This is a genomic window from Pseudomonas sp. CROZ-RG-20F-R04-15 (assembly GCF_022662375.1).
GTDB lineage: Bacteria > Pseudomonadota > Gammaproteobacteria > Pseudomonadales > Pseudomonadaceae > Aquipseudomonas.
In genome coordinates, this window is sequence record NZ_JAKNQL010000017.1 from 102,593 (window position 1) to 126,326 (window position 23,734).

A 23,734-nucleotide genomic window follows, 5' to 3' on the forward strand; every position below is an offset into this window, starting at 1 on the left:
GCGGACGTAGAAAAGGGCGACGGGATTTCCTGATGAAATCCCACCGCCCTTGGCCTGACGATCAGTTGGCGATGACCTCAATGCGCAATCGATCACCACCCTCTTCCCGACAATCGATGCTAACCGGCAAAAACAATTCGATCACCGCGATATTGCTGTGCAGATGCTCGGTCATGCGCGGCGTGGTAAACGAGCCGCCACCGGCCAGCGCCATTGGCAACAGCAATTGATCGGCAAGGTGTTCGGCCACCGCAGCACCACTGCGCAACCAGTCGGCGGCCTGATTGATCGCGGCGTCGGCGACCTTTTCAGCCCGTAACGACACTTGGCCAAACGCGCTGAACACCTCGGTGACGTGCTCGAATGCGTACTCCAGCAGCAACACATTGCCCGGCCCCCGCGCCGGATCGAGGGTGACAGGTTGCAGCGCCGCAGGCGGCAGACTCAAGCGCTTGGCCACTTGGCTCAACTCACGTTCGGCCACCGTCGGTGCCAGCCCGGCAGTCAGCGCCGATGCCTGTTGCGAAATTGCCTCGCCGCGTTCACACAGGTCCAGCCGCATCAGGTTTGACGGCTGCACGTTCACCTCGATCTCGCCACCGCCTGCCGGGACAAATCCATGTCGCAACAAGTCCAGCTCGACGTTTGCGCCCATCCGCCGCAGCAGCGGCAGCCAACTGCGCGTGAGGAAATCGGTCGGCGGCGCCAGCGGGTTATGCGTGCCACCCGAGATACGCACCCGGCTCGCCTGCGGAGCCCGCAACAGTGCCGGCAACAAGGTCTGCAACACCAGCGTGCAGCTGCCGGCAGTGCCGATGGCGAACTGGTAATCGCCGGAGCGAATCGCGCCGGGCTCAAAGCTCAACGCTTGCGAGCCCAAGTGCGCACCGGAAACCGTCGCGCCGCAGACCTCGGCCGCCGCCATGACGGCCGTCAAATGTTGCCTCAGCAGTCCCGGACGGCTGCGTTTGGCACGAATCTGTTTAATGCGAAACGCCCGGCCTGTCAGCATCGACAGGCTCAAGGCACTGCGCAACACCTGGCCGCCACCGATAGCACCGTCCAGCTCTATCACTTCCTGTTCCATTGCATTCCTTACGCGTATCGTCCGACCGTATCCCTGAGGTACCGATCCAGACGTCGCGAGTCTTCCTGAGTTCTGAGTAATGTGGGCACTTCGCGCTCAAGTTCGGCGGCGATGAACCCGTGCAGCGCCGGACGACGCGGCCCGTAGGCGCTCTCGTCGGCATTGCGTTTGAGGGCCAGCAGTTCGTCGACTTCCGCGAGCAGCGCGCGGTCGTCGACGGTGGTCAGCAGGTCGGCGAACGTCATCGGCGGCCGCCCTCGGCCCTGGTCGATCCAGCGCACCGCCAGCAGCGGCCGCAGCACGTAGAAGTACTTCTTGAAACGCACGGTTTCACCTTGCAGGTAGCCGCGAAAGTTCTTCTTCGCCATCGACAGATAGTGATTGCGCGCCGCTGGCGGGCTGTAGAACGCTTCGGCGAGTTCGCGCAGCTGTGCCACCTGAGCGGTTTCACTGCGATAAACCAGCGGCGAGTCGAGCCACTCCAATAACGTCGGATTGGATTTGCGCAACAAACCGAGGGTCTTGCGCAGCTCCCAGCCACTGACGTCGAGTTCATCGTCCAGCGGACGTTCGATCACATCACGCGGCGCATCGACCTGAACGAACCACTCGGGCTTTTCCACATAAACAAACCGCACATCGTAATCGCTGTCGGTCGAGGCAAAACCCCAGGCCCGGCTGCCTGACTCACAGGCGTATAACACCGTGACATTGCGTTCACGCTCTATGCGCGTCAGCTCTGCCAGTACCCGCGCACGCATCGTGGCGCACAGCGGATGACGCTCTTCCAGTTCCATGACCTGCTTTTCCTTTTATCCTTTGACGCACACCACCTGACGCAAGGTGTGCAGCACTTCCACCAGCTCACGCTGGGCGTGCATGACTTTGTCGATGTCCTTGTAAGCCATCGGAATTTCGTCGATCACCGCTTCGTCCTTGCGGCACTCCACGTGGGCAGTGGCGCGAATCTGATCTTCGACGGTGAAGGTGTTTTTCGCCTTGGTGCGGCTCATGGTGCGACCGGCGCCGTGGCTGCAGGAACTGAACGACTCTTCGTTGCCCAGACCACGCACGATGAAACTCTTGGCGCCCATCGAGCCCGGAATAATCCCCAACTCGCCCTTCTTCGCCGACACCGCGCCTTTGCGGGTAACCAGCACCTCTTCACCAAAATGCCGCTCTTTCTGCACATAGTTGTGGTGGCAGTTGACCGCTTCCAGCGCCACTTCAAACGGCTTGCGAATAATCTGTCGCGTCGCCTGAATCACCGCGCGCATCATCAGTTCGCGGTTCTGTTTGGCGAAGTCCTGCGCCCAACCCACTGCTTCCACGTAATCATCAAAGTGCTGACTGCCTTCTTCGAAGTAGGCCAAGTCACGATCCGGCAGGTTGGCGATGTGCTGACGCATGTCCGCCTGAGCCATCTGGATGAACAGGTTGCCGATGGCGTTGCCGACACCGCGCGAGCCACTGTGCAACATGAACCAGACCCGGTTGGCTTCATCCAGGCACACTTCAATGAAGTGGTTGCCGCTGCCGAGCGTACCGAGGTGCCCACGGTTGTTGGTGTTGGCCAGTTTCGGGTACTTGTCGGTGATCAACTTGAACCGTGGTTGCAGCCCCGCCCAGGCCTGATCGGCTTGCTGCGGGATCTCATCCCAGGCGCCCTTGTCGCGTCGCGACCGGTTTGAACTGCGGCCATGCGGCACCGCTTGCTCGATGGCGCTGCGCAGACCGAGCAGGTTGTCCGGCAAATCAGCGGCCGTCAGCGACGTACGCGCGGCGATCATGCCGCAGCCGATGTCGACGCCGACCGCTGCCGGAATGATCGCGCCGATGGTCGGGATCACGCTGCCGATGGTCGAGCCCTTGCCCAGGTGCACGTCCGGCATGACCGCCAGATGTTTGAAGATGAACGGCATTTTCGCGGTGTTCATCAACTGCTCGCGGGCCTCGTTTTCCACCGGAACGCCTTCGGTCCAGAGTTTGATCGGTTTGCCATTGGCGACTTCGAGCAGTTGGTAAGTGTGTTCTTTCATGTCTTCATTCTTTATTCATTGGCCGATCATTCGGCGTTGTTCTGTAAGTCGCAGCGACAAAAACACAGACACTGTGGCTCTGCCAGTTGAGCCCCCGTTGCCGGGGCAGGAGTCGAACCCGCTTTCCGATGTAGTACCTGTCGCATTCGCTGCCAATAACTGCAAAAAAGGTGGCACGACAAAAGTTGATGACTGTTGCGCGTTGCCGCGCTCCGGACTTAACCGGCCTCAGATGTACAGCCATCAGGCATTCGTGCCGTCACTGGCGCTGACAAGGGCTTGATGAGACGTTTTGGATGTAGTCCCATCGGCATTCAGCGCCGGTGATCAATCAATTCATGACGCGCTTTCGATCGCCTCGACCCAGTGCTGCGCACTGTATTGGCCGCTGGTGAACTGCTCGATCACGTCGAACACCGCATCGCTGAAACCGCCGACATTCAAGATGTCATCACGATCCGCCGCCTGTGTTGCATGGCCTGGCTGGATGTCGATGCACACCAGCCGGGCGTGTGGGTTGAGCTTCTTGATCCGCTCCCATTGGCGCATCGTCTCGCTGGCGCCGCGACGCTGCGAATCGATCCACGATTCGTTGTCCGAGACCATGATCAACGTATCGACCCTGGCCTTGCTGTCCGCCAATCTCTTCAGCGGTGCCGAGCAGTTGGTGCCGCCGCCAAAAATTCCGGCGAGCTTCTCGGCGTTGCTGATCACACTGTCACGCGGGTTGAGCTGGATACCCACCACATCGACCTCAAACGGCATGACCCGCGCAGCCGGCTGTTTGCGCAACACCGCTGCGGCCACCAGTGCCGCCACGTCGATGCAGCGCACCTGCGAGGTCGCACCAGGGCGATAACCGGTCACCGGGCTGCCCATCGAACCCGACACATCCGGGCAAACCACCACCGCACCCTCAAGCTTGGGCACGTTGGCCAGCGACAACTCCAGCGCCTCCTGCAAAGCTTCGCGGATCGCTGCCGGGGTGTTTTCGCCCATCATCCGATAAGCCGACAACAACTGGTACGGATACACCCGCGCCTTCGCCACTTCCTGTGGATCGGCCAACCGCGCTGCGACATATTCGATGCAACCCGGCACTTCAAATGCACCGTGGCGCGCCAGGGTGTTGAGGTTGATGCGCAGTCCCTGCCAGCCCATGTTGCGGGCTTGATGGGCCCATTGTTCCTTGCTCAGTGTTTCGTTGCCGAGCAACTGAAACGGCACCGCCGGCACTTCATCGCTCGCGCCGCTGCGAAACGCCAGCAAATCGCGGGTCAGCTCCGGCAAGGCCTTCGCCTCCACCGGTTTGCCGATCAACCAGGCGAAAAACGCTTCGCGCCACGCTTCGGCAGGTTTGGGGTGAACCATCTTCACCACGTCCGCCAACGACGGTTGATTGCCGATCGACGCTTGCAGCAGTCGCCGCTCGGTCGCGCTGTTCAGCCAGTTCTGCACCAGACGCTTGGGTTGCGAGCCAAGGGATTTACGTCCGGTGGCACCGCTACGCAGGATCTGTACAAAGTTGCGCAACATCTTGCCGCTGTCGATGACTTGCTCGAAAACCTCTGGCACCAGACTTGAACGCTGCGCGCTCAATGCCGCCAGCAACAAGGCCGGCATGTCTTTCATGTGACCTTTCTTGCGAGCGTAGATCGCGGCTTTCGCCACGAAGCGACTGTCGAGCTCGGCCACCAGCTTCAGCACTTGATCCAGCTGACTTTCTGCGGAGGCGTAAAAGGTCTGGCTCAGGCAACCGGTGACTGCCAATTGCGCCAGTTGGTGCTTCGGGCTGTAGGCATAAGCGCTGGCACCGGAAGCATTCAAGGTATCGCAGGCCGGCAAGTGATTCGATTGCGTGTTGAAGAGAGTTGAGTTGGCCATCTTGGCGTCTCGCTGTGTTGTCCTGTTCGTTGCGATAGGTATTGCAGCGGCTGTGCCAGCTTTGGATTTCTCTTTAAAAATATTCTTATCTTATTGTTTTATATGTCTTTTATTTTTATCTCGTATTTCATTGAATCAACCGACGACAAACCCTTCGCCGAATAATTATCATTGGGTATCGTCTTTTATCTTTTGAGATAAACATGCCAAACAAGCAAACCGTCGCCATCGGATTTATCGGCGCCACCCTTGATCGCGTCGGCAAAGGTGCCAATCGCTGGAGCCATTGGCGCCCCAGCGTTGGCCTTTGCCAACAGCAAGACGTGCTGATCAACCGGCTCGAGCTGATTCACGGCATCGACGCCCGCGACGTCAGCCTGGCCGAGCGGGTGCGCGCCGACATCCAGCAGGTTTCGCCAGAGACCGAAGTGCGCCTGCACCCGATGTCGTTGCGCAACCCATGGGATTTCGAAGAGGTCTACGGTGCGCTACACGACTTCACTACCGCCTACGATTTCGACACCGAGCGCGAGGACTACCTCGTCCACATCACCACCGGCACCCACGTCGCGCAGATTTGCTGGTTTCTGCTGACCGAGGCGCGCTATCTGCCGGCGCGGCTGATTCAGACCTCCCCGGCCAAACGCAACAGCGACAGCGATCACGCCATCGGCACTCACGCCCTGATCGATCTCGATCTGTCGCGCTACGATCGCATCGCCTCGCGCTTCGCCAACAAGCGCCTCGAAGGCCTGGAGTTCCTGAAGTCCGGCATTGCCACACGCAACGCCGCTTTCAACCGCTCGATCGAACAGATCGAGCGGGTGGCCGTGCGCTCGAAGGCGCCGATGCTGCTGATCGGCCCGACCGGCGCCGGCAAATCCTTCCTCGCCCGACGCATCTACGAACTCAAACGCAGCCGCCATCAAATGCAGGGGCGTTTTGTCGAGGTCAACTGCGCCACCTTGCGTGGCGATGGCGCAATGTCGGCGCTGTTCGGCCATGTCAAAGGCGCCTTCACCGGCGCACAGAATGCTCGCGACGGCCTGTTGCGCGCCGCCGATGGCGGCATGCTGTTCCTTGATGAAATCGGCGAGTTGGGCGCAGACGAACAGGCGATGCTGCTCAAGGCGATTGAAGAAAAACGCTTCTTTCCGCTGGGTTCCGACAAGGAAGTCGAAAGCGATTTCCTGATCATCGCCGGCACCCACCGCGACCTGCGCAGCCGCGTCGCTGACGGCCTGTTCCGCGAAGATTTGTACGCGCGCATCAACCTATGGACGTTCGACCTGCCCGGCCTCGCCGGCCGCCGCGAGGACATCGAACCGAACATTGATTTCGAGCTGGAGCGCCACGCCCGCGAACACGGGCAACTGGTGCGCTTCAATCTGGAAGCCCGGCGCAGTTATCTGGCGTTCGCCAGCTCTCGTGAGGCGGCGTGGCTGGGCAACTTCCGCGAACTCTCCGCCTCGATCACGCGCATGGCGACCCTGGCCGACAGCGGGCGTATCGATGAGGCCCAGGTGCAGGAAGAAATTGATCGGCTGCGCTACGCCTGGGGCCTGGCGCAACCGCAGGCGATTTCAGGAGAGTTGCCGGGGGACGCCGAAACCATGGATCTGTTCGACCGCTTGCAATTAAAGGCAGTGATTGAGGTGTGCCGGCAGGCGGACAGCTTGTCCGACGCCGGCCGCCGCCTGTTCGGAATATCGCGCCAGGCCAAGGCACAAGCCAACGACGCCGATCGACTGAGGAAATACCTCGGCCGGTTCGGGCTTGAGTGGAGCCAGATCGTCGACCTCCAGTGATGAGAACGCAGCGACTGACCGCCCGTCCAGCAGCGGGCACCTTCGCTCGCCGGGTGCTTCCAATGATCACCATCCGCTTCGACCGGAAGACAACCATCATGAACAGCAAAATTGCAGTGCTCACCCTCGCAGGCCTGCTCTCGGCCTGCCCGCTTTTCGCCTCGGCAGCCGGGCAGGCAGCTGACGAGTCTGCCGCGCCGCCGACCGCGCTTCCCGGCGTGAATCAGGCCAGCAAAGCTCAATCCAACGACGACAAGGCCGACAAGAAAGGTGAAGAGGCCTCGGGTTCAAACTCCGGCGCCGAGTCGCATGAAACGGCCAAAGATGCAGCCACTTCAAGCGACTCGGAAGAACTCGGTAAAGCGCCGAAACCTTGATTAGGGTTCTACAGAGGTGGTGGCTGCACCTCCGTGAACGTCAGCCCGACACTCCCGGTGATTTGCCACGGGTTGGCAGCGCCGTGCTCGCCGAACGACACATGGTCGAACAGCGAATCCTTCAACCCGTCGATCTGCGCTTTGGCCGGACCACTGAAGCGCACGCGCTCGAACACCAACCCCTGATGCCAGGCATTGTGCTGACTGTCGCCCTTGACCTCGATCGCCTTGCCTTGGGCATTTTCGACGCTCACGTCGGCGACACGGATATCGCGGAATTGCCCGGGAATGGTTGAGCGCTGGTAATCCAGCTTGGCATTCGGATCGTTGTAGTCGAGGGTGAAAATGAACGCCTGCTTGAGCGTATTGCGGATTGCCGAGTCGCGGAAGATCACGTTACGCGCGCCGCCGCCCATGAAGTTGGTGCTCTTCATGCGCAAGCCGGCATCGGTGCCATCGGAAACGTTGTCTTCGGCGAGGATGTTTTGAATCCACGCGCCGGTATGGCTACCGGCAACCACCATGCCGTGGCCCTTGCGGAAGTAGTTATTGAAGATCCAGGCATCTTCCTGCGGCTTTTGCTGCACGGCATCAGCCCCGGTGCCCGCAGCAAAATTGACGCAGTCATCGCCGGTATCAAAGAAGTTGTTGAAGACCATCGCACCCTTGCTGTTGGCGAATTCGATGCCGTCGCCGTTATTGGCGTCGTAGGTTTTATGCGTGGTATTGGCCAGCACCACGTTCTCGGTTTCCAGGTTCATGATCCCGTGGAATGCCGGATTCACCACGGTAAAACCGCCATAGAACACGTTTTTCACGTTGCGCAGGGTGATCAGCGACGAGCGCATCTGGCCGTAGGCGTCCTTGACGTTCATGCCGCGCGCGACCGCTTGTTCGACTTGCGCCTTGGCCAGAATGCCGTCCTGCTGGTAGCGGGTGTTGTCGCTGGGCAGGTAGAACGGCAATGGCTGACCGCGTTCGTCGACGACATCAGCGCGGCGCTTCCAGCCGTTGCCGTCAATCGTGCCTTTGCCAACGATGCGGATGTTTTCGAAGGACTGATGCTGACGCGGATCGCGCGGCAAGGCATTGATCAGCGACGCCGGGCGCACGGTGCTCGAATACGGATACTGGATGTAGCCGGCCAGCGGATAGTCTTCGGCACGCTCGGAACCCAACAGCGTTGCGCCCTCGGCGATTTCCAGAGTGATGTTGCTCTTCAGGTAAAGCGCCCCGCTTTTATAGGTGCCCTTGGGCAACCATACTTTGCAACCGGGGGTGCAGGCGTCGATGGCGTTCTGGATCACCAAAGTATCAAGGCTTTTGCCGTCACCCTTGGCGCCATATTTCCTGACATCGAACACGGCGGCGACCTTGCTCGTACGCTGCACAACGGGCGGACTGTCGGCCGATTCCGTGCCATCGGTGCCCACCGAACGCACGGTGAACCGATAGACCGTATCCGGTTTCAAGCCTTGCGCGGTGTAACTGTGAATGCCGATGCGATGATGAAAACCGGCAACATCCTGTTCATAGAAGCGGTCGATGTAAGGTTTGGCCGGCGAGACGCGGTCATTGTTGGCGTTGCTGCCACCCAGCAACACACCGTTGGCGTAGACCCGGTAGTCGCTGATGTCGGCGTGATCGGCGGGCTTTTCCCAGACCAGGATGATCTGCTGATCATCGTAGGCCAGGGTCGGCACCTGCAATTTTACCGGCGCCTCCAGCGCCCACGACGGCACGCTGCAAACCAGCGTCAACGTGGCTGCCAGCGACAAGGCCAAAGGCTGTTTGCGCTGCGTCGGAACAACATATCGATAAGGCATGAGCACTCCTTGTTCAGGCCGACAATCCGGCTTCTTGCAGATATTGGCTGCGGTTGACGAACGTCTCGCGGGGCATTTCCACAACCTCCATCGACAACGACTCAACGTCCGGCAGTAAAGCGACCAGCGCCGCCACGGTCGCCGAGGCCAGACGCCGGCGCTGTTCAGCGCTGCGCCCGGACAGCACCGACAGGACGACGTGGATAAAATCGTCCGCGCCCGCGCCGCAGCGGTAATGCGTGAACGTATTGAGGCGCACCTTGATGTCGCCGGCCTTGAACAGGCCGAAGGCATCGAGGGCGTCATGCACGGTAGCGAGCAAGGTTTGCTCGCCGACACGCTGGGCCAGGGTCTGCGGGCAATCGATAAGGCAATGCGGCATGTCGCGCTCCTTGATGGATCGGTTCAACCAGCGAGCTGGCGCACCGACTCCTGGCTGAAATCGCGACTGGCCTGCACCAGCATCCGCGTGTAGGCGTGACTTGCCAGATCCTGGCTGAGCGCCTGACTATCGAGCAATTCGACGATTCTGCCCTGCTGCATCACCGCCACTCGATCACACAGGTGCGTGACCACGCCCAGATCGTGAGTGACCATCAGGTAGGTCAGTTTCTCGCGCCGGCGCAAATCCGCCAGCAGATTGAGAATCTCCGCCTGCACCGAGACATCCAGCGCCGAGGTCGGCTCATCAAGCAGCAGCACGCGCGGCTCGAGAATCAGCGCACGGGCAATCGCCACGCGCTGGCGCTGGCCACCGGACAACTGGTGCGGATAGCGAAAACGGTAACTGTCGTTCAGACCGACCTTGAGCAGGATCTCGTTGATCCGGTCGTCCTTGTCGCGCACGCCGTGAATAATCAGCGGCTCACGCAGGGCCGTGTCGACGGTGTGGCGCGGATGCAGCGAGCCGTAAGGGTCCTGGAACACCATCTGCACCTGACGGAAATGTTCCTTGGGAATCTTGTGCTGCAGCGGCGCGCCGGCAATGCTCAACTCGCCGGTCCAGTGCCGGTACTGCCCGGCCAGGCAGCGCAATACCGTGGTCTTGCCGGAGCCGGACTCCCCCACCAGGCCGAAGGATTCGCCGTCGGCGACACTGAGGTTGACGTCGTGCAGCACCTGGTTAAGGGCCGGGCCGGCGCCGAAACTCAGGTTCAGCGCGTGTGCTTGGATCATGGACATGGTTGATTCCTCAGCAAGTCAGCCACAGTGGATCGCGTTGCAACACCGGCAACCGTTCGCGACGGTTGTCCATGCTCGGCAACGCCGCCATCAGGCCTCGGGTATAGGGATGTTGCGCATGTTGCAGGTCGCCGGCGGCGAGCGATTCGACCACCCTGCCGGCGTACATCACCAACACGCGGTCGCAGTAATTGCGCACAAGGTTGAGGTCGTGGCTGACGAAAATCAGGCCCATTTCCTGCTGCTCGACCAGCTCTTCCAGCACGTTGAGCACTTGCTGACGCACCGAGACATCAAGGGCCGAGGTCGGCTCATCGGCGATGATCACCTGTGGCCGGGTGATGACCATCATCGCGATCATGATGCGCTGACCCATACCACCGGAAACCTCATGCGGGTACAGGTTGTAGACCCGTTGCGGATCACGGATATGGACCTTTTCGAGCATTTCCAGCACCCGCTCGCGGGCCTCGCTGCGGCTGGCCTTGTGGTGCGCCAGATACGCCTCGGCAATCTGATCGCCGACCTTGACCACCGGGTTCAGCGAGTATTTCGGGTCCTGCATGATCATCGAAATGCGCTGGCCGCGAATCTTCTGCATGACCTTTTCGCCGGCTGACAACAGATCGACTTCACCGAACTGCATGGCCTTGGCAGTGATCCGCGCGCTGGCCGGGTGCAGCTTCAGCAAGCTGCGACCGACCGTCGATTTACCCGAGCCCGACTCACCGACGATGGCGAGTTTTTCCCGCCCGAGGGTGAAGGACACGTCGCGCACGGCATGGGTTTCTTTCTGAGCATTGACGAAGCGCACATTGAGCCCTTCGACGTTCAATTTGATTGCAGACATACAGCCTCCGATTACTCGCTGCGCGGATCAAGAATGTCCCGCAGGCCGTCGCCCAACAGGTTGAAAGCCAGGCTGACCAACATGATTGCGGCCCCCGGAACAGCCACCAGCCACCAGCACTCGAGCATGTAGCGGCGCCCGGTGGAAATCATCGCGCCCCACTCCGGCGACGGCGCTTGCGCACCGAGGCCGAGAAAGCCCAAAGCCGCTGCGGTGAGGATGATCCCAGCCATGTTCATGGTCAGGCGGATGATCACCGACGACATGCACATCGGCACAATGTGCCGCAGGATTATTCGCGTTGACGAAGCCCCTTGCAGCTCGACCGCTACGACGAAATCAGCCTTGCGCAACGACAGGGTTTCCGCTCGCGCCAGTCGCGCGATTGGCGGCCACGACGTCAGCGCAATCGCTACCACCGCGTGTTCCAGGCCCGGACCGAGCGCAGCGATAAATGCCAGCGCCAGCACCAGGCTGGGGAAGGAAATGAAGATGTCGGTCAGGCGCATGAACACCGTGTCGACCACACCACCGTAGTAGCCGGAGACAGTGCCGATAAACAGGCCGATCGGGCCGACGATCACGGTCACCAGGGTGATGATGTACAACGTGATGCGCGAGCCGTAGACCAGCCGACTGAAGATATCCCGGCCGTATTCATCGGTGCCGAACCAGTGGGCAGCGCCCGGCGCCTGCAGGGCGTTGGAAAGGTTTTGCGCCACCGGATCATGGGTGGCGATCCACGGCGCAAACAGCGCCACCACCACCAGTACCAGCGCAACCAGCAATCCGGCCAGGGTCATCGGGTTGCGCAACAAGTGCCGCAAGACTTTCAGGGCACTTTTGCAGAAGGCGTCGAAGCTGGATCCGGGGGTACGATCCGACCGCCGCTTGGCGCTCGAATCTGTAGAAGACATGTTGGCAATCATGGGCATGTTCTCGGATTGAATTCAGGATCACCCTGTGCGTACGCCGACGCACCGGGCAGCGTTCAGCGTTGTTTGTAGACACCCAGATAACGCGTCGCCTCGGCATCATCGCCGGCGAAACCCTTGACGTCGGCGGCGCTGACCACGGTGTCGGTCATCTGCGAAATCATCATGATCGGGCCGACCTGCTCGTCGTAGATTTTCTGCGCCTGGTGATACAGGTTCAGGCGCTGGCCGGCATCGCGTTCGACCCCGGCCTGATCTATCAGGCTATTGAGCTGCGGGCTGAAAAACGACGCGCGCCAGCCCTGGAAATTCGGCAAGCCGGCGTCATCACTGTTGTTGGGGTTGTAGGCAAACGTGCGCAGGCTGAAATACGGATGCGGATAACGCTCGGCCCCGCGCGCAACGATGATGTCGAAGTTGCGCGCGCGCATGGCGCCGTACACCTGGTTGCCAGTGCCGTTGACGATGCTGGCCTTGATCCCGCCCTCGGCCAGCGTCGCTTGCAGACGCGCGGCGATGTCGATGAAGGGCGGCTCTGACAATGTGCGAATGGTCGTGCTGAAGCCGTCCGGATAACCCGCTTCGGCGAGGAGCTTTTTCGCCTTGGCGACGTCCATGTGATAACCCGGATCCGGCAGGCGCGCCGCCAGACCGAGTTGCATCGGCTGCTGATTCAGCTGGCCGTAATACGGCATCACCTGTTCGTCCAGACCCTTGTAGTCGATCAGGTTGCGCACCGCTTCGCGCACTTTGGGATTGGCAAATTCGGGTTGCTTCATGCTCAGCGCGACGTAGTACAGGGTGCCGCGCGGCAGTGACTGCACGTGGATTTTTTCCGAACCGTCGATGGCGCGAATGTCCGGTGCGGCCATGCCGTACGCCAGATCGAGGTCACCGCGCTCCAGCATCAGGCGCAGCGACTGCGATTCGGTCATGTGCCGCACCACCACGCGCTTAAGCTTGGCAGCACCGCCCCAATAACCGTCGAAGCGGGTCAGCAACAGCGAGTCGTTCGCTGTCCATTTGCTCAGCACAAACGGTCCGCTGCCGGCCTCGTTGGTCACCAGCCAGTTAGCACCGAGGTCAGCGTTTTTCTCATGCGCCAAAGCCGTTTTGCGATCGATCACCACCGCGCTCGGCGAGATCGCCAGCGAGTCGATCAACAACAGCGGATCCATGGTTTGCGGCAAGTCGATGACCAGCGTGTGGGCATCGCTGGCGCGGATCAGTGACTGGATGTTGTCGACGTTATAACCGTAGGCTTTCCAGGTCGTGGCCAGGCCGAAATTCAGTTTCATCACCCGGTACAGCGACCAGGCCACGTCTTCAGCGGTCAGCGGATTGCCGGAGTGAAACTTGACGTCCTGGCGCAAATGAAAGGTTACCTGCTTGCCGTCATCGCTGATCGCCCAGCGATCGGCCAGTTGCGGCAGATGCTGTTCCGGATTGCCCTGATCTCGCTTGACCAGGGTGTCGTAAAGATTGGCATTGACGCCGGAAGCGTCGAGGCCGGGCGCGTTGGCCGGATCGATGGAAAACAGGTTGACCATGCTCATGCCGACGATCAGTTGATCGGCCGGCGTCTTGGCGCTGGCCTGGCTCATCGGCACCAGCGCCAGGATCGCCGCCAACAGGCCAGCGTGCAGTTTGGTAAATGCAGTCGTCATTGAAAAATCCTTGTTTTTATAATTTTTAGTGCTGCTGCCTGGCGCGTTAACGGGTGCGCGGATCGAAGACCTTGTACAAGGCATCGCTGATCAGGTTGAGCGCGACAAAAATCAAACCGATCACCAGCACACAGCCCATCACCGCGTTCATGTCGCCGAGCATCAGGCTGCTGGTCAGGTACTGGCCGAAACCCGGCCAGGCAAAGACCGTTTCGATCAGCACCGCGCCTTCGAGCAGCGAGCCGTAAGCCAGCGCCACCACCGTCAGCAGTTGCACGAGGATGTTGCGAAAGGCGTGCCCCCAGACCACCTGACGGCGCGACAAACCCTTGACCCGAGCGGTGATGATGTATTCCTGAGACAGTTGCTCAAGCATGAAGCTGCGCGTCATCCGACTGATGTAAGCCACTGAGTTCAGCCCGAGGATCAGCGCCGGCAAGACGATGTGGCGCAAGGCGCTGGCGAAGGCTTCCCAATCACCCGCCAGGCTCGAATCGATCAGCAACAGCCCGGTGACTTCGGGCACCATGCCGTCGTACGCCAGGTCGATGCGACCGGCGCCCCCGGCCCAGCCGAGCCAGGCGTAAAACACCAGCAGGCCCATCATGCCCAGCCAGAAAATCGGTGTGGAATAGCCGAACAGGGTAATCACTCGCGCGACATGATCGCCCAGTCGCCCCTGATTGCTCGCCGCGCAGACGCCCAGCGGCAAACCGATCAGCACACCGAAGAGGATGGCCAGGGTCGCCAGTTCGATGGTGGCCGGGAACACCCGGCGGATGTCATCGAGCACCGGGTGCCCGGTCAACAGCGCGTTGCCGAAATTGCCGTGCAGCAAGTCATTGAGGTACAGGCCGAACTGGGTCCAGATCGGCTTGTCCAGCCCCATCGCCCGGTACACCTGATCGTAGGTCGAGCTGTCGGCGTCCGGCCCGACAACCGCCAGCACCGGATCGAGCGGCATCACCCGACCGATGATAAACGTCAGCGCCAGCAGGCCCAGCAACGTCACCAGTACCGTGCTGGCACGCCGCGCAGTATTGGAGGCGCGGGCTCCCATGGCAGAGGCAGTCATAACAAACATAGTCAGCTCCTGATAAAACGGTCACCGGTGCACCCGGCACGCGAAGTTCATCCGTGCATTTCAGCGTTTTTTGTAGACGTCTTTGTAGCGCGTGGTCGCCGCCGTGTGCCCTTGAAAATCGGCAACATCGGCGTAGACCAGCACCGTGTCGGTCATCTGCGAGACCGGCAGAATCGCGCCCACTTGCTGATCGAGTTGCTGCTGGATGTCCTGATACTGCGCCAGTTGTTTCTGCGCATCGGGCTCGACTTCGGCACTCTCGATCAACTGATTCAACTCGGGACTGTAGAACGAAGTGCGCCAGCCCTGAAAGTTGCTCAGCTTGGCTTCGTCACGGTTATCCGGGTTGTACACCAGTGTGCGCAGGCTCGAATGGGGATGACGTTCGGCGCCGCCACCGCCACGGCCGACGATGATGTCGAAACTGCGCTCACGCATGGCGCCATAGATCTGGTTACCGGTGCCGGTGATGATGCTGGCTTCGATCCCGGCCTGCGCCAGCGTCGATTGCAGATTGGAGGCAATGTTGATGAACGGCGGCTCGGCCAGCACGCGAATACTGGTCTTGAACCCGTTGGGATAACCGGCTTCGGCGAGGAGTTTTTTGGCCTCATCGACATTCAGTCGATAACCGGGATCCGGCAGGCGCGCGGCCAGTCCCAATGGCATCGGCCGCTGATTGATCACGCCGTAGTGCGGCATGACGGTCTGGTTGATGCCCTGGTAGTCGATCAACGAGCGCACGGCCTTGCGCACGCGCGCGTCGGCGAACATCGGCTGCTTCACACTCAGCGCGACGTAATACAGCGTGCCGCGTTGCAGGGTTTGCGTGCGGACCTTGTCGCTTTTCTGCAAGGCCTGGATGTCCGGCGCCGACATGCCTTTGGCGATGTCGAGGTCACCGCGCTCAATCATCAGACGCAACGACTGCGACTCGGTCATGTTGCGCATGACGATGCGCTTGAGCTTGGCCGGGCCGCCCCAGTAACCGTCGAAACGGCTCATCAGAATCACGTCGTTAGCCCGCCAGTCATTGAGCACAAAGGCACCACTGCCGGCGGCGTGCGTCACCAGCCAGGCGGCGCCCAGGTCATTGTTCTTCTGGTGTTCGAGGACTTTTTTGCGATCAAGAATGAAGGCGCTTGGCGACGTCGCCAGCGTGTTGAGCACCAACTGCGGATCGGTGGGTCGCGGCAGTTCAATGACGAAGGTATTGGCATCAGTCGCGCGCATCGAACGCTCGACATTGTCAGCAGTAAAACCGTAAGCCTTCCAGGTCGACGCCAGCGCGAGGTTGAGTTTGAGCACGCGCTGCAATGACCAGGCGACGTCTTCGGCGCTCAACGGGTTGCCCGATTGAAATTGCACGCCCTGGCGCAGATTGAAGGTCAGGGTCTTGCGGTCGTCGCTGACTTGCCAGCGCTCGGCGAGTGCCGGCAACAGCCGATCCGGCTCGGCGACGTCTTGCACCAGCAACATGTCATAGAGATTGGCATTGATCTCCGACACGTCCAGGCCGGTGGCCGCCGCCGGGTCGAGGGACAGCAGATTGATCATGCTCATGCCGACGATCAATTGATCGGCCGGAGTTTTGGCATGCACGACAGGTAGCGCGGTCACCGTCAGGGTAGCCGCCAGAACCCGCGCCCACAGCGAAGGAAAAATGTTCATAGCGAGAGTGCCTTTCTTATATTTATAGGGCTCTCGGACAGCCCGGCATGCACCGGGCAGCCCGCGTACACGTCAGAAGCTTTTAAGCGTGTTCATCTCGATGAAGTTGAAGTCGATGTCTTCGCCCAGACCCGGCAGGTCCGACAAATGCACAAAACCGTCGCTGTCCATCGGGTCGACCAGGCGCTTGAGGTACGCCGGCACCTCGTCGTAATCCAGGTACGGGTGCAGCAAGCCGCGCTCGTACCAGGTGCAGTTCTTGATCGCGCCGACCACCGTCAGGTTCGCTGCGCCGTTGCCATGGATTTCGCAATCCATGCCAAACGACTCGGCCATGTGCGCGACTTTCAGGCAAGGCCCGATCCCGCCGACCCCGGCGACGCCGGCACGCAGAATGTCGCAGACGTCGTGCTTGACCCAGCTGGCCCGGCTCAGGTGTTTGCCGGACAAGGTTTCCGGGCCGAGTACCGGAATGTCCAGTTGCCCCGCCAGCCAGGCATAGGATTCGGCAGACTCTTCCATCATCGGTTCTTCGAACCAGGCGAAGTCGAGTTTTTCCAGTTCGCGTCCGATGTACAGCGCTTCGGTGCGGCTGTACCAGTGATAACCGTCGAGCATCAAGGCAATGTCCGGGCCTACCGCTTCGCGCACCGCCGCGCAGGCTTTGACGTCAATCCGCGGGCTCGGCGCGAACGAGACCGGCGGCATCCAGGTGTGCAACTTGATCGCCTTGTAGCCGCGCTTGACCAGCGTTTCGGCAAAGCGTCCATAGTCTTCCGGCGTCGCCAGGCCCTCAGGCAATTCATCGCCGCACATGGTTGAACCGTAGGCCGGCACTTTGTCGCGAAAGCCGCCGATCAATTTGTGCACCGGTACGCCGAGCTTGCGCCCCGCCCAGTCCCACAACGCCTGCTCGACCAACGCCAGCGCGCGATCAGTCAACTGGCTGGCGCTGCCACGCTGCCAGTGCGCCAGGTCATGCCAGATCTTTTCGCGATCAAAGGCGTTCTGCCCGACCAGCACCTTGCGCACAAAACCATCCAGCACATAAGGACGAATCAGCTCCGGCGCACCGAGGGCGTAACCCTCCTTGCCGTCTTCGGTCTGGATGCGCAGCAACGCCATTTGCGCCTGACTGGCATCACCGGGATGAGCATGACCGGCGCTGTCGACTGCGCGGCGGGTGGGATAGGAAAAAACCTGGACGTTGACTGCTGTGATTCTCATGGACGTCTTGAGCCTTCTTATTGGATTTGTGACAGGAGTGTCGTCGGTTGCGACTGATCATAGGTCATCGTACAACACTTGAAAAGGCCCAATAACTCTTCTTTGAATCTAACCATTTTCGGCTAAACGTCCAGCTAAGCGCCATATTTAAAGATGACTTAGGAATAACATGACTGGCGTTACAGGCCTATTCACACGACGTATATGTTTCAACATGTTTCCAAACAAGCAAAATAACGTAGACGAGTCATCTTGTCGTACGATAACTTATATCTGCGCCTCAAATGAGAGCCATACGCAACATCGCGGTGCCTGTAGTACTCGTCAAACGACCCTAACAAAAACAAAAAAGAAGACCGTATGAACACCACCCTACGCACGCTCGTCACTGTCGCGGCCCTCGGCCTGCCCTTGTTTGCCCACGCTGACTCCGCCAGCCTCAACTACCGCCATCAGTACACCGAGGAGGACAGCGCCCACGCCGACCGAATCAAGCTCAATTACCGCCTGGACAGTGGACTGGGGTTTGAGGCGGAGATGAAATACCGCACGGCCGGTGACCGCAAAGATGTCGCCTACGACAACATGGTCAACAACGGCCATGAGTTCACGGTGAGCTACAACTACAAGCTCAGCGCGCAGTCGACGCTGACCCCGGCGTTTCAGATGGACAGCTCCAAGGATGCGACCGCCTACAAGTTCGGCCTCAAGTACAACTACAAAATCGACGACGCCTTTTACGTGGCGACGCGCTATCGCCTGGACCTGCGCAAACTCGATCGCGATCAGGTCAACAAAGACATGCCCGATCACTTCAAGGATGACCAGACCACCCACCGCTTCGAAGGCTGGCTCGGCTATACGCCCGCCAACAAGTGGGCCTACGAATATCAGTTCATCTATTTCAAGACCGACTACATCCGCTACGACTACAAGAAGAGCGACTACGAACAGAACCTGATCGTCAAATACAAGCTCACCAAACAATGGGCGCCCTTCATGGAAATCGGCGACATCAAAGTCGACTCCACCTCACCCGACCGCCAGGCTCGCTGGCGTCTGGGCGTGCAGTACAACTTCATGTAAGCCGCACGCAGGTTTTGCCTGGCGAGCGCGCATCGCTTGTCGGGCAGACACTCCGCCGCCCCCTTTCACCACCGCGTAATGGAAGACCCGACCATGACCACACACGCTACGCAAGCCAAACCCTTCAACCGTATTCTGCTGACCGGCGCCGCCGGTGGGCTCGGCCAGATTCTGCGCGAAACCTTGCAGGTTCACGCCAACATCGTCCGCGCCTCGGACATCAGTGCGATGGCGCCGAGCCGCGGCGCGCATGACGAAGTGATCAACTGCAATCTGAGCGACAAGGCCGCTGTCGCCGCACTGGTCGAGGGCGTCGATGCCATCGTGCATTTGGGCGGGATCTCGGTGGAGCGATCTTTCGAAGAAATCATTGAAGCGAATATTCGCGGCACCTTTCATGTTTATGAGGCCGCGCGCCTGCACGGGGTCAAGCGCATCGTGTTCGCCAGCTCCAACCACGTCACCGGTTTCTACTCGCAGGACGAACAGATCGACGCCCATTCGCCGCGTCGCCCGGACGGTTACTACGGCTTGTCGAAGGCTTACGGCGAGGACCTGGCAACGTTCTATTTCCACCGCTATGGCATCGAAACCGTGAGCCTGCGCATCGGTTCCTCATTCCCCGAACCGCGCAACTTGCGCATGCTGGCGACCTGGTTGAGCTATACCGATCTCGAGCACCTGATCGCCCGCGCACTGCTGGCCAGCGATGTCGGGCACAGCGTGATTTACGGGGTGTCCGCCAACCGTGATCAGTGGTGGAACAACCGGCACGCCGCGCATCTGGGCTTTGCGCCGCAGGACAGCTCCGAAGCCTTTCGCGCAAAGGTCGAACAACAACCGGCACTCGCTGCCGACCATCCCGACCGCTTGTATCAGGGCGGCGCCTTTACCGCTGCAGGTCCGTTTGAAACGCCGGCGCAGACACGATCATGAATGCCGAACTGATTGTCGATGCGCGCAACGCCACCGGTGAAAGCCCGGTCTGGCAAGCCGAGGAGAATGCGTTGTATTGGGTGGATATTCCGGCCGGCCGCTTGCATCGCTGGCAGCTCGACGGCCAGACCGACTGCTGGCAGGCGGACGAAATGCTCGCCTGTATCGCCCGCAGCGAAGCGGGACATTGGCTGGGCGCGCAGGAAAGTGGTCTATTCAAACTGCGCCCGCAGGCTGACGGACGTCTGGCTGCGGAAAAGCTCATCGGCGTCGAGCACGCCCACCCGCACATGCGTTTCAATGATGGTCGCTGCGATCGTCAGGGACGCTTTTGGGCCAGCTCGATGCCAACCGCCATGGGCGCCGAGGCGGTCGGCGCGCTGTATCGCTACGACGGGCAAAACCCGAACGATTTATCTGTGCTGGCGCCGCAACTGGAGGACCTCGTGGTGCCCAACGGCCTGGCGTTCAGCCCCGACGGACGCACCCTGTATCTGTCCGATTCGCACCCGAGCCGTCAACTGATCTGGGCCTTCGATTACGACATCGACAGCGGTACGCCGCACAACCGCCGGTTGTTCGTCGACATGAACGACCACCCCGGTCGACCGGACGGTGCCGCCGTGGATTCACACGGCTGCTACTGGATCTGCGCGATTGATGCCGGCCTGGTGTTGCGCTTTACCCCGCAGGGGAAACTGGATCGCGCGCTGCCGGTAGCGGTGAAGAAGCCGACGATGTGTGCCTTTGGCGGCCCTCGGCTCGACACCCTGTTTGTCACCTCGATTCGCCCGCAAGGCATCGATCTCGCTGACCAGCCATTGGCGGGCGGAGTGTTCGCCCTCAATCCGGGCGTTCAAGGCCTGCCCGAACCCAAGGCCCGCGCCTGAGGCTTCAGACGTTCAACGCCGCCGCGTCTGCAGCTTCGTAGGCTCGGCGCAGACGCTCGCGGCTGTTGGACAGATGCAAGCGCATGGCTGCGCGCGCGGCGTCGGAATCACGCCGGACAATCGCAATGTAAATGTCTTCATGCTCGCGACTGAGGCGCTCCAGATAGGGCTCCTTACGGTCATTCTCCAGGCGTTTGGAATGCAGGCGCGTGCGCGGCAGAATGTTCGCGCCCAGATGCAGCATGATGTCGGTGAAATAGCGGTTGCCGGTGGCCAGCGCAATTTGCTGGTGGAACTGGAAATCCGCCGACACGGCGTAGTCGACACTGACGGCGCGGGAATTGATGGCGTCCAGCGAATCACGCATCAGTTGCAGCTGCTCATCGGTACGCCGCGCGCACGCCAGGCCGGCGGCCTCGACCTCCAAAGTGATGCGCAATTCAAGCACCGCCAAGACATCCTGAAGCGTGACGATGCTGTCCGGATCAATGCGAAAACCGCTCGGGCTGGGAATGTCCTGAACAAAGGTGCCGATACCGTGCCGGGTTTCTACCAGGCCTGCTGCTTGCAGACGCGACATCGCCTCGCGCACGACCGTGCGACTGACGCCGTGTTCGGCCATGACCTGAGATTCAGTCGGCAGCTTCGTCGCGCGCGCGAGTTCGCCGCTGCAAATACGTCGGGACAGCTCGGTGACCAGGTCCTCCGCCAAGCTGCGATGCCGACGACGAACATTGGGTGTGGCGTTGGATCTGTCCATCAGCAACAAAAATCTCGAGTTTTCGAATAATTACGCATCATAGCCCATTCAGTTGTACGACAACGCACCAGTTCAATGATAGGATTTCTCATGCAGCGGACGTTCGATTCGCTGCAATGGCGATAAGGACGTCCGCTCGAGAAACACGTCGAAATTTCGCGTGTAAAACACTCAAGTTAATCAAGGATCTGATTACTCATGACAAAACCAACAACCTTCACGGCCTGCAAACTGGCCAGCGCCATCGTCGGCAGCCTGCTGTTTTCCAGCCTGCCTGCACAAGCAGCCGATATCTGGCTGGATGTTGCAACGACTGGCTGGGCCACGCAGAACGGTGGCACCAAGGGTGGCTCCAGAGCGGCAGCCAACAACATCTACACCGTGAAGAACGCCGCCGAACTGAAAGCCGCACTCAGCGCTTCGGTCGGCACCAACGGTCGCATCATCAAGATTACCGGGCCTATCGACATCAGCGAAGGCAAAGCTTATACGACGACCGCCGATATGAAAAAGCGCGGCCGTCTGGATATCCCGGGCAAGACGACCATCGTCGGTACGAGCAGCACGGCGGAGATCCGCGAGGGTTTCTTCTATGCCAAGGAAAACGATGTGATCATCCGCAACATCACCATCGAAAACCCGTGGGATCCGGAGCCGATCTGGGACGCCAATGACGGCAGCGCCGGCAACTGGAACTCCGAGTACGACGGGCTGACCATCGAAGGCGCCAACAATGTGTGGGTCGACCATGTCACCTTCACCGATGGCCGCCGCACCGATGACCAGAACGGCACTGCCAACGGCCGTCCAAAGCAACACCACGACGGCGCACTGGACGTGAAAAACGGTGCCAACTACGTGACCATTTCCTACTCGGCGTTCAAATCGCACGAGAAGAACAACCTGATCGGTTCCAGCGACAGCCGCACCACCGATGATGGCAAGCTCAAGGTCACGATCCACAATACCCTGTTCGAAAACATCTCCGCACGCGCACCACGCGTTCGCTTCGGCCAGGTGCATCTGTACAACAACTATCACGTGGGCAGCACCAGCCATAAGGTCTACCCGTTCAGTTACGCGCACGGTGTGGGCAAAAGCTCGAAGATTTTCTCCGAGAAAAACGCGTTCGAAATCTCCGGCATCAGCGGCTGCGACAAAATCGCCGGCGATTACGGTGGCAGCACCTACCTTGATCAGGGTTCTACGCTCAATGGCACCTTGCTGACCTGCAAGTGGGGCACCAACATCGGCTGGACCCCGCCTTACAGCTACACCCCGCTGAACGCGGACAAAGTCGCGGCCGACGTTAAGGCCAAGGCTGGCGCTGGCAAGATCTGATTGGTCGATGTAACCGTGTCAATGAAAAGCCCTCGGTGACGAGGGCTTTTTCATGTCTGTTTGAAGATCGTACAGGGAGTGGCGTTCTGGGAAAGTTTGGATTATTCATTGCCCTGACTGGCCCCTTCGCGAGCAAGCTCGCTCCCACAGGGTTCTGTGTTGTGAAGTAAATTGCATTGACAACATCAATCCCTGAGGGAGCGAGCTTGCTCGCGAAGAGGGCCGGTCAGACACCAACAAAAGCGGCTACTGGACCAGTTGGTTGATCTCAATGATCGGCAACAATACCGCCATCACAATCACCAGCACCACCCCGCCCATCACCACAATCATCAGCGGCTCCAGCAGCGCGGTCATGCCCATCGCCCGGCGTTCGATATCGCGCGACAAGGTCTGCGCCGCGCGCTCGAGCATCGGTGGCAACGATCCGGTTTTTTCGCCGCTGGCGATCAAATGAATCAGCACTGGCGGAAACACATTCTCCACCCGCAACGCTGCCGCCAGGTTCACACCCTCACGCACCTTGGCCGTGGCCTCAGTGACGCTCAAACTCAAACGATCATTGGACAGCGTCTGCCGCGCCGCCTCCAGCGCACGCAACAACGGCACCCCGGCGCCGCCGAGAATCGCCAGCGTCGAGGCAAAACGCGCGGTGTTCAGCCCCAAGATGAAACGACCGAACAGCGGCAACTTCAGCACCCGATGATGCCAACTCAAACGTGCCGCCGGATTGCGCAGATACAAACGCCAGCCCCAGAAACTGGCGGCCATGATCCCGGCACACAGCCAGCCCCAACTGCGGATGAAATCACTCGCGTTGAGCATCGCCAAGGTCAACCCCGGCAAATCCTGCCGCGCCTGGGAAAACGCGCTGACCACCTGCGGGACCACATAGCTGAGCAGGAAAATCACGATGCCGATCGACACCAACCCAACCACACCGGGATAGATAAACGCGGTGAGAATCTTGCCGCGCAGGTTGTTGCGTTCCTCGATGTAATCGGCGAGACGCTCCATAACCTGCGCCAAATCGCCGGACTCCTCGCCCGCCGCAATAAGTGCGCGGTAGATCTCCGGAAAATCT

General features: G+C 60.2%; 21 protein-coding genes. 6 read left to right on the forward strand and 15 right to left on the reverse strand.

Annotated features, from left to right (window positions below; all coding sequences use genetic code 11):
* Nucleotides 1-61: 61 nt before the first annotated feature.
* From rtcA to L8H52_RS21990, 4 genes are all read right to left on the reverse strand, one after another.
* The gene (rtcA, locus tag L8H52_RS21975) at nucleotides 62-1,087 is read right to left on the reverse strand and encodes an RNA 3'-terminal phosphate cyclase (RefSeq protein WP_242208661.1); all 1,026 of its coding nucleotides are present in this window, start codon (nucleotides 1,085-1,087) and stop codon (nucleotides 62-64) included.
* Nucleotides 1,088-1,095: 8 nt separating this feature from the next.
* Nucleotides 1,096-1,884 (reverse strand): nucleotidyltransferase domain-containing protein, encoded by a 789-nt coding sequence (locus L8H52_RS21980; RefSeq protein WP_242208660.1) that lies wholly within the window; start codon nucleotides 1,882-1,884, stop codon nucleotides 1,096-1,098.
* 15 nt (nucleotides 1,885-1,899) lie between these two features.
* A complete protein-coding gene (locus L8H52_RS21985) occupies nucleotides 1,900-3,126 on the reverse strand; it encodes an RtcB family protein (RefSeq protein ID WP_242208659.1) in 1,227 nt (408 codons plus the stop codon).
* Nucleotides 3,127-3,462: 336 nt separating this feature from the next.
* Nucleotides 3,463-5,010, reverse strand: coding sequence for an RNA-binding protein (locus L8H52_RS21990; RefSeq protein WP_242208658.1), 1,548 nt, complete (start codon nucleotides 5,008-5,010; stop codon nucleotides 3,463-3,465).
* A 203-nt stretch (nucleotides 5,011-5,213) separates the two neighbouring features.
* Here L8H52_RS21990 and rtcR point away from each other — a divergent pair, with 203 nt between their 5' ends.
* Together rtcR and L8H52_RS22000 are read left to right on the forward strand one after the other, a co-directional pair.
* Entirely contained in the window at nucleotides 5,214-6,818 is a 1,605-nt protein-coding gene (gene rtcR / locus L8H52_RS21995; protein ID WP_242208657.1) for an RNA repair transcriptional activator RtcR, read from the forward strand.
* A gap of 98 nt (nucleotides 6,819-6,916) precedes the next feature.
* The gene (locus tag L8H52_RS22000) at nucleotides 6,917-7,195 is read left to right on the forward strand and encodes a hypothetical protein (RefSeq protein WP_242208736.1); all 279 of its coding nucleotides are present in this window, start codon (nucleotides 6,917-6,919) and stop codon (nucleotides 7,193-7,195) included.
* A gap of 8 nt (nucleotides 7,196-7,203) precedes the next feature.
* Here L8H52_RS22000 and L8H52_RS22005 read toward each other — a convergent pair whose 3' ends face one another.
* The 9 genes from L8H52_RS22005 to L8H52_RS22045 all read right to left on the reverse strand — a co-directional run bounded on the left by L8H52_RS22005 (nucleotide 7,204) and on the right by L8H52_RS22045 (nucleotide 17,637).
* Nucleotides 7,204-9,021 (reverse strand): glycoside hydrolase family 28 protein, encoded by a 1,818-nt coding sequence (locus L8H52_RS22005; RefSeq protein ID WP_242208656.1) that lies wholly within the window; start codon nucleotides 9,019-9,021, stop codon nucleotides 7,204-7,206.
* 13 nt (nucleotides 9,022-9,034) lie between these two features.
* A complete protein-coding gene (locus tag L8H52_RS22010) occupies nucleotides 9,035-9,403 on the reverse strand; it encodes a 5-carboxymethyl-2-hydroxymuconate Delta-isomerase (RefSeq protein ID WP_242208655.1) in 369 nt (122 codons plus the stop codon).
* A gap of 23 nt (nucleotides 9,404-9,426) precedes the next feature.
* Complete coding sequence (locus L8H52_RS22015) at nucleotides 9,427-10,203, reverse strand: ABC transporter ATP-binding protein (RefSeq protein ID WP_242208654.1); 777 nt, start codon at nucleotides 10,201-10,203, stop codon at nucleotides 9,427-9,429.
* Nucleotides 10,204-10,213: 10 nt separating this feature from the next.
* The gene (locus L8H52_RS22020) at nucleotides 10,214-11,053 is read right to left on the reverse strand and encodes an ABC transporter ATP-binding protein (protein WP_026000816.1); all 840 of its coding nucleotides are present in this window, start codon (nucleotides 11,051-11,053) and stop codon (nucleotides 10,214-10,216) included.
* 11 nt (nucleotides 11,054-11,064) lie between these two features.
* Nucleotides 11,065-11,982 (reverse strand): ABC transporter permease, encoded by a 918-nt coding sequence (locus L8H52_RS22025; RefSeq protein WP_242208653.1) that lies wholly within the window; start codon nucleotides 11,980-11,982, stop codon nucleotides 11,065-11,067.
* Between the two features lie 62 nt (nucleotides 11,983-12,044).
* A complete protein-coding gene (locus L8H52_RS22030) occupies nucleotides 12,045-13,655 on the reverse strand; it encodes an ABC transporter substrate-binding protein (protein ID WP_242208652.1) in 1,611 nt (536 codons plus the stop codon).
* Between the two features lie 46 nt (nucleotides 13,656-13,701).
* A complete protein-coding gene (locus L8H52_RS22035) occupies nucleotides 13,702-14,739 on the reverse strand; it encodes an ABC transporter permease (protein ID WP_026000815.1) in 1,038 nt (345 codons plus the stop codon).
* A gap of 60 nt (nucleotides 14,740-14,799) precedes the next feature.
* Nucleotides 14,800-16,410: an ABC transporter substrate-binding protein gene (locus L8H52_RS22040; RefSeq protein ID WP_242208651.1), complete on the reverse strand. Its 1,611-nt coding sequence runs from the start codon at nucleotides 16,408-16,410 to the stop codon at nucleotides 14,800-14,802.
* Nucleotides 16,411-16,482: 72 nt separating this feature from the next.
* The gene (locus tag L8H52_RS22045) at nucleotides 16,483-17,637 is read right to left on the reverse strand and encodes a mandelate racemase family protein (protein ID WP_242208650.1); all 1,155 of its coding nucleotides are present in this window, start codon (nucleotides 17,635-17,637) and stop codon (nucleotides 16,483-16,485) included.
* A 360-nt stretch (nucleotides 17,638-17,997) separates the two neighbouring features.
* On the opposite strand from L8H52_RS22045, the gene L8H52_RS22050 reads away from it, so the two are divergent.
* The 3 genes from L8H52_RS22050 to L8H52_RS22060 all read left to right on the forward strand — a co-directional run bounded on the left by L8H52_RS22050 (nucleotide 17,998) and on the right by L8H52_RS22060 (nucleotide 20,549).
* The gene (locus tag L8H52_RS22050) at nucleotides 17,998-18,723 is read left to right on the forward strand and encodes an oligogalacturonate-specific porin KdgM family protein (RefSeq protein ID WP_242208649.1); all 726 of its coding nucleotides are present in this window, start codon (nucleotides 17,998-18,000) and stop codon (nucleotides 18,721-18,723) included.
* 93 nt (nucleotides 18,724-18,816) lie between these two features.
* The gene (locus tag L8H52_RS22055; RefSeq protein ID WP_242208648.1) at nucleotides 18,817-19,659 is read left to right on the forward strand and encodes an NAD(P)-dependent oxidoreductase; all 843 of its coding nucleotides are present in this window, start codon (nucleotides 18,817-18,819) and stop codon (nucleotides 19,657-19,659) included.
* Complete coding sequence (locus tag L8H52_RS22060; RefSeq protein WP_242208647.1) at nucleotides 19,656-20,549, forward strand: SMP-30/gluconolactonase/LRE family protein; 894 nt, start codon at nucleotides 19,656-19,658, stop codon at nucleotides 20,547-20,549. Before L8H52_RS22055 ends, L8H52_RS22060 begins: the two co-directional genes overlap by 4 nt.
* Before the next feature lie 4 nt (nucleotides 20,550-20,553).
* Here L8H52_RS22060 and L8H52_RS22065 read toward each other — a convergent pair whose 3' ends face one another.
* Entirely contained in the window at nucleotides 20,554-21,309 is a 756-nt protein-coding gene (locus tag L8H52_RS22065; RefSeq protein ID WP_034152916.1) for a FadR/GntR family transcriptional regulator, read from the reverse strand.
* Nucleotides 21,310-21,507: 198 nt separating this feature from the next.
* Here L8H52_RS22065 and L8H52_RS22070 point away from each other — a divergent pair, with 198 nt between their 5' ends.
* Entirely contained in the window at nucleotides 21,508-22,650 is a 1,143-nt protein-coding gene (locus tag L8H52_RS22070; protein ID WP_242208646.1) for a pectate lyase, read from the forward strand.
* 246 nt (nucleotides 22,651-22,896) lie between these two features.
* Here the strand turns inward: L8H52_RS22070 and L8H52_RS22075 are convergent.
* A partial coding sequence (locus tag L8H52_RS22075; protein WP_242208645.1) for a type II secretion system F family protein occupies nucleotides 22,897-23,734 on the reverse strand: 838 nt, incomplete at its 5' end.

Bases quoted from the DNA above. Each gene is read 5' to 3' on its own strand.
- L8H52_RS22015 (WP_242208654.1), bottom strand. From the start codon at position 10,203: ATGTCCATGATCCAAGCACACGCGCTGAACCTGAGTTTCGGCGCCGGC.
- L8H52_RS22000 (WP_242208736.1), top strand. From the start codon at position 6,917: ATGAACAGCAAAATTGCAGTGCTCACCCTCGCAGGCCTGCTCTCGGCC.
- L8H52_RS22055 (WP_242208648.1), top strand. From the start codon at position 18,817: ATGACCACACACGCTACGCAAGCCAAACCCTTCAACCGTATTCTGCTG.
- rtcR (WP_242208657.1), top strand. From the start codon at position 5,214: ATGCCAAACAAGCAAACCGTCGCCATCGGATTTATCGGCGCCACCCTT.
- L8H52_RS22010 (WP_242208655.1), bottom strand. From the start codon at position 9,403: ATGCCGCATTGCCTTATCGATTGCCCGCAGACCCTGGCCCAGCGTGTC.
- L8H52_RS22070 (WP_242208646.1), top strand. From the start codon at position 21,508: ATGACAAAACCAACAACCTTCACGGCCTGCAAACTGGCCAGCGCCATC.
- L8H52_RS22025 (WP_242208653.1), bottom strand. From the start codon at position 11,982: ATGATTGCCAACATGTCTTCTACAGATTCGAGCGCCAAGCGGCGGTCG.
- L8H52_RS22020 (WP_026000816.1), bottom strand. From the start codon at position 11,053: ATGTCTGCAATCAAATTGAACGTCGAAGGGCTCAATGTGCGCTTCGTC.
- L8H52_RS22065 (WP_034152916.1), bottom strand. From the start codon at position 21,309: ATGGACAGATCCAACGCCACACCCAATGTTCGTCGTCGGCATCGCAGC.
- L8H52_RS22040 (WP_242208651.1), bottom strand. From the start codon at position 16,410: ATGAACATTTTTCCTTCGCTGTGGGCGCGGGTTCTGGCGGCTACCCTG.
- L8H52_RS21985 (WP_242208659.1), bottom strand. From the start codon at position 3,126: ATGAAAGAACACACTTACCAACTGCTCGAAGTCGCCAATGGCAAACCG.
- L8H52_RS22050 (WP_242208649.1), top strand. From the start codon at position 17,998: ATGAACACCACCCTACGCACGCTCGTCACTGTCGCGGCCCTCGGCCTG.
- L8H52_RS22035 (WP_026000815.1), bottom strand. From the start codon at position 14,739: ATGTTTGTTATGACTGCCTCTGCCATGGGAGCCCGCGCCTCCAATACT.
- rtcA (WP_242208661.1), bottom strand. From the start codon at position 1,087: ATGGAACAGGAAGTGATAGAGCTGGACGGTGCTATCGGTGGCGGCCAG.
- L8H52_RS22005 (WP_242208656.1), bottom strand. From the start codon at position 9,021: ATGCCTTATCGATATGTTGTTCCGACGCAGCGCAAACAGCCTTTGGCC.
- L8H52_RS22045 (WP_242208650.1), bottom strand. From the start codon at position 17,637: ATGAGAATCACAGCAGTCAACGTCCAGGTTTTTTCCTATCCCACCCGC.
- L8H52_RS21990 (WP_242208658.1), bottom strand. From the start codon at position 5,010: ATGGCCAACTCAACTCTCTTCAACACGCAATCGAATCACTTGCCGGCC.
- L8H52_RS21980 (WP_242208660.1), bottom strand. From the start codon at position 1,884: ATGGAACTGGAAGAGCGTCATCCGCTGTGCGCCACGATGCGTGCGCGG.
- L8H52_RS22060 (WP_242208647.1), top strand. From the start codon at position 19,656: ATGAATGCCGAACTGATTGTCGATGCGCGCAACGCCACCGGTGAAAGC.
- L8H52_RS22030 (WP_242208652.1), bottom strand. From the start codon at position 13,655: ATGACGACTGCATTTACCAAACTGCACGCTGGCCTGTTGGCGGCGATC.